Annotated in this window: 5 protein-coding genes; 4 read left to right on the plus strand and 1 reads right to left on the minus strand. The window is 36.6% G+C overall.

Features of this window, described 5'->3' with window-relative positions:
- Window positions 1-365 precede the first annotated feature (365 nt).
- The 4 genes from ACQKMR_RS28205 (at window position 366) to ACQKMR_RS28220 (ending at window position 3,188) form a co-directional block, all read left to right on the plus strand.
- Window positions 366-752 carry a hypothetical protein gene (locus tag ACQKMR_RS28205; protein WP_427700221.1) on the plus strand — a complete coding sequence of 129 codons (387 nt, stop codon included), beginning with the start codon at window positions 366-368 and terminating at the stop codon, window positions 750-752.
- Between the two features lie 102 nt (window positions 753-854).
- Complete coding sequence (locus ACQKMR_RS28210; RefSeq protein ID WP_427700222.1) at window positions 855-1,157, plus strand: hypothetical protein; 303 nt, start codon at window positions 855-857, stop codon at window positions 1,155-1,157.
- A 652-nt stretch (window positions 1,158-1,809) separates the two neighbouring features.
- A complete protein-coding gene (locus tag ACQKMR_RS28215) occupies window positions 1,810-2,322 on the plus strand; it encodes an arginase family protein (RefSeq protein WP_427700223.1) in 513 nt (170 codons plus the stop codon).
- 731 nt (window positions 2,323-3,053) lie between these two features.
- Window positions 3,054-3,188, plus strand: coding sequence for a hypothetical protein (locus ACQKMR_RS28220; protein WP_427700224.1), 135 nt, complete (start codon window positions 3,054-3,056; stop codon window positions 3,186-3,188).
- A 196-nt stretch (window positions 3,189-3,384) separates the two neighbouring features.
- Here the strand turns inward: ACQKMR_RS28220 and ACQKMR_RS28225 are convergent.
- Window positions 3,385-3,584 (minus strand): hypothetical protein (locus tag ACQKMR_RS28225; RefSeq protein ID WP_427700225.1); only part of this gene is annotated, 200 nt, incomplete at its 5' end.

Consider the following 3,584-nt stretch of genomic DNA (forward strand, 5'->3'; position numbering starts at 1 on the left):
AAACTATCTTGGAGCTCTATACAGACGGACAGCTGCGCGAAAAGGAAGAAAACGAGCTGGAATTGTCGTTGCCCACGCCATGTTAAGAATTTCTTTCAGTTACTAAACTCTCACTGACAGTTTAGTGCTAAAAGAAAACCACCGATTTGGTGACCATTTAAAAGAAGCAGGCTGCCAATTGGTAGCTTTTTTAATGTATGATTCTTACAATTATCACACATTCGAAGCCAAGTAAAAAAATATGCTTCTTGAACTAAAGGGGCAGTTGAGTTGAACAAGGTATTTTGAATATATTTGGATAATTTATAGTATAATTGGTTGGAAAAACCATTTTTTTGTTTTTATAAAGGTAACTTGCAGTATAGTTGAAGAAGGTTAAAAAATTTATTCATAGTATTATATTTATAAAAATAGAATGTAACAATTTACCGAAAAATATTGGGAGGTTTATTTATGAAAGGAAAATTAGTATTAACCTTGATTTTACAGGAGCTTTAGCATTATCAATCGGTTTTGCGAAAGACTTGCAAAAGACAGAAGTATCAGCAGAAGTTTACTCAAAACAAACAGATACATACAAACATGTTACTAGAGAGGAACAAGAACGTAGAGAAGGTATGTTAGCTGAAGGAAAAGATGTTTACACGGTTATAACAGCAGAAGAGCAAGAAATGGTAGAAAATATGTCAGCTCAACAAGGGTTTGTTCCACAAGAAAATGGGACAGGGTTCTTTTTAAAAAAAGAGAAATGACAATAGAATGAGGTTGCTACGGCAGTCTTTTTCTTTTTGAACTATTGAGGGCATATTTGCTCAATAAGTACTATATGTAGCTATCAAAAGAGAGGGATAAAAATGTTATTAATATTTATGTCAAAGATTTTTAGAGTTTTCATTATTATACTTGCTTTAATTTCTGTACTAGTATTTTTTAAAAGGGATGTTATTTTTCAAGAGGGAAATCCTATTCCGTTAGCAATTGCAATTACAAAATTAACATTTCAAGATGTTGAAATGGTCCGTGTTTGGCAAAATCCTGATCAATACATAGTAAAACAGGGTAATTATGAGCCATTCATTAAATATATGGAAATGGAAGATGATGGTTGGAGATATATAGGTGAAAATGGAGATGGTTTATTGTTTGTAAATAAATAGGGAAATGTTACTAGTGCGATAGGCGTTAGGTCTTTCACGAAATATTACACTCTTATCGATAGTTACTAAATCGGACACTTTTGTTCTACGCCCTCTTTTTAAACAAAAACTGTGACAAATGAGAAAGGTAAATTAAAACCTTTACCCCTTAATGAACTCCCTCAGTTTAATAGATAATGCTCACGAATACTCGCTTATTCGCAGGATTTCAAACCACATGGTATAGGTTGCTTTAGATGAACGAAAGAGATAGGACCGTTTTGATAAGATGAGGGCAGATTGAAATAGGGGATCTGTTGAAAATCCCATATTATTACATATGCTGCGCACATTCTCCACGCTGCCCCTGGAGGCTTTCCCTCCCATGTCTCAACGGGTCATAATCCTATGCCCTTTCATTCCTTCGTCATGCCTATCCAAGGGGTGGAGGCTGGTTTTGCTAACGGAACGGGTCATTGCCCTTTTGTTCATTACATCCAGTACTTCGTGTTTCTTTAAAATCCTACGAATAAGCCAACTTTCGTTAATAACAATGTGAATGTAAATTTACGCTACTAGTTGTTCAAGAGGGAAGACCATTTCCGGGGAGGAAGGTACTTGCTACGTTCACATAATATAGAAATTAATAAGTCGCCATTTATCCTGCCCCGTTATGCGGTATGGCCATGGAAATTGTATCCGACGCTTATCTGAACTGGATCATGTTCAGAGAATATTTCAGTTTGGTATCCGCGGAATTAGCAGCAGCCAAAAAGAAGACGTCGACGCAGCAAGAAAATATGGGAGTGTGATCTTGTCGCCCCGTCAGATGAGAAAGAAGGGGCTTAGGGAAGTGCTAGAGCAAATTCCTGCAGGAGAAAAATATTATGTAACTATTGATATTGACGGAATAGATCCGTCAATCGCGCCTGGAACAGGTACACCTACTTCAGGCGGCCTCCTTTATGATGAGGTTAATGAATTGCTCCAAGGAATTGCCAAAAGAGGAGAAGTCATCGGTTTTGACTTAGTTGAAGTAGCTCCCCCATATGATCCAACAGGTATGACCGGACAAGTAGCAGCACGTATTTTACTCGACTTGCTCAGCTATGTCTTAAAGGAAAAAGAGAAAAAAGGATACGGCAAAGAAAAAGAAGAAATGCATTCTTATAGAAAACTTCTTTAGCCTGTGTTGACCCGTTCGATAGCGGTTCTCTCCCAGTTCGGTCTCGAGCCGAAGCAATAAGCATAAAGATTAGGCAGGCTTCGTGGGTCTGCCTAAAAAATGAAGCACGTTTTTTCAATTTTCTAAGTGATAATTCCAATCCCCTTTTGTAATATTCCTCCATCGTTTCTGCAGAAAGCATACTGCTGCCGGTAGTCCTCATGACGTGTGTGGCATTATTCCTTTTGTCTGTTTAGTGATGCTTTTTTTAATATTCTTGTCCCTCATTCTCCTTCATCAACTGAATAGGACCATATACACCTCCAGTGCCGTGTACTCCAAAAAACTAGCGGAACCCCTTGATAGATAAGGAGTTTTTGTGTTTCTTATATTTCGAAAGGAGCCACTAATGTCAAATTCTCTCTTGTTTCAAGAGAGTTTTTTGCATAAGTGTTATTTAGCTAACCAGGAGCTTTGTTTAATGACGAACTGAAAAGAGTGATATGTTTGAATAAAAAACTTTTCACTTTATCTTTAATAGATTTGCCTTTACTTTCCCCTCTTTACGGTCAGCTGTTGAGGCTTTTTTCTAGTTGATAATGAAAATAAGAGCAGGTGAATTGGACAAATTAAGACCTGATTTACAAAATCTTAACATTGGATTAATGTGGGGTTTATATTGAATGATTACGATTGAACCGTAACAAACAGTAATAAACATTAAAAATTCCACATTAAATGGGGCACTTTTTATGAATTACACATTCAAGAAGAATTGTTACAAGTCTATTCAAGCTGTGATGTTAGAAGTGAGTGTACTAGGATTAGCTGCTTGTGGAGCTACTAAAGAGGAGGCTGCTCCAGTTTTAAGGATCCAAGTTCGTTAACTCTGAAAGAATGAAGTCGCCATTCGTCCTGAAATTTTACAATTAGTTTCTGCTGGTGAGGATAGCTTGGATTTACAAGAGAATTGGGGAATTTTAGTAAAGTTTGTCCTCTAGAAAAAGTCGATGTGATTGTCTGCGAGCAACCATTTCCAGAGGAATGGAGAAATCATTCAAAATTAGAGGAAATCAATTGGATTCAAGCATAGCCCATAAAAGGACATATCGAGATGGAAGAGGGAGTACTCTCTTTTTTGATTAGATTTTTATTGATAGCAGGTAAAAAAGCTAGAAAGAGAATTTTATAGATTGAATGAGAAAAGGAGCTATATAGCATGAGTTTCATTGCGATAGATTTAGACGGAACATTATTAAACGACCAGAATGAAATTAGTGAAG

The organism is Peribacillus sp. NPDC096540, from assembly GCF_050278525.1.
Taxonomy (GTDB): Bacteria; Bacillota; Bacilli; order Bacillales; family DSM-1321; genus Peribacillus.

What these genes read in the sequence shown, in the direction of transcription:
- ACQKMR_RS28220 (WP_427700224.1), top strand. Translation starts at nt 3,054, where the DNA reads ATGAATTACACATTCAAGAAGAATTGTTACAAGTCTATTCAAGCTGTG.
- ACQKMR_RS28210 (WP_427700222.1), top strand. Translation starts at nt 855, where the DNA reads ATGTTATTAATATTTATGTCAAAGATTTTTAGAGTTTTCATTATTATA.
- ACQKMR_RS28215 (WP_427700223.1), top strand. Translation starts at nt 1,810, where the DNA reads ATGCGGTATGGCCATGGAAATTGTATCCGACGCTTATCTGAACTGGAT.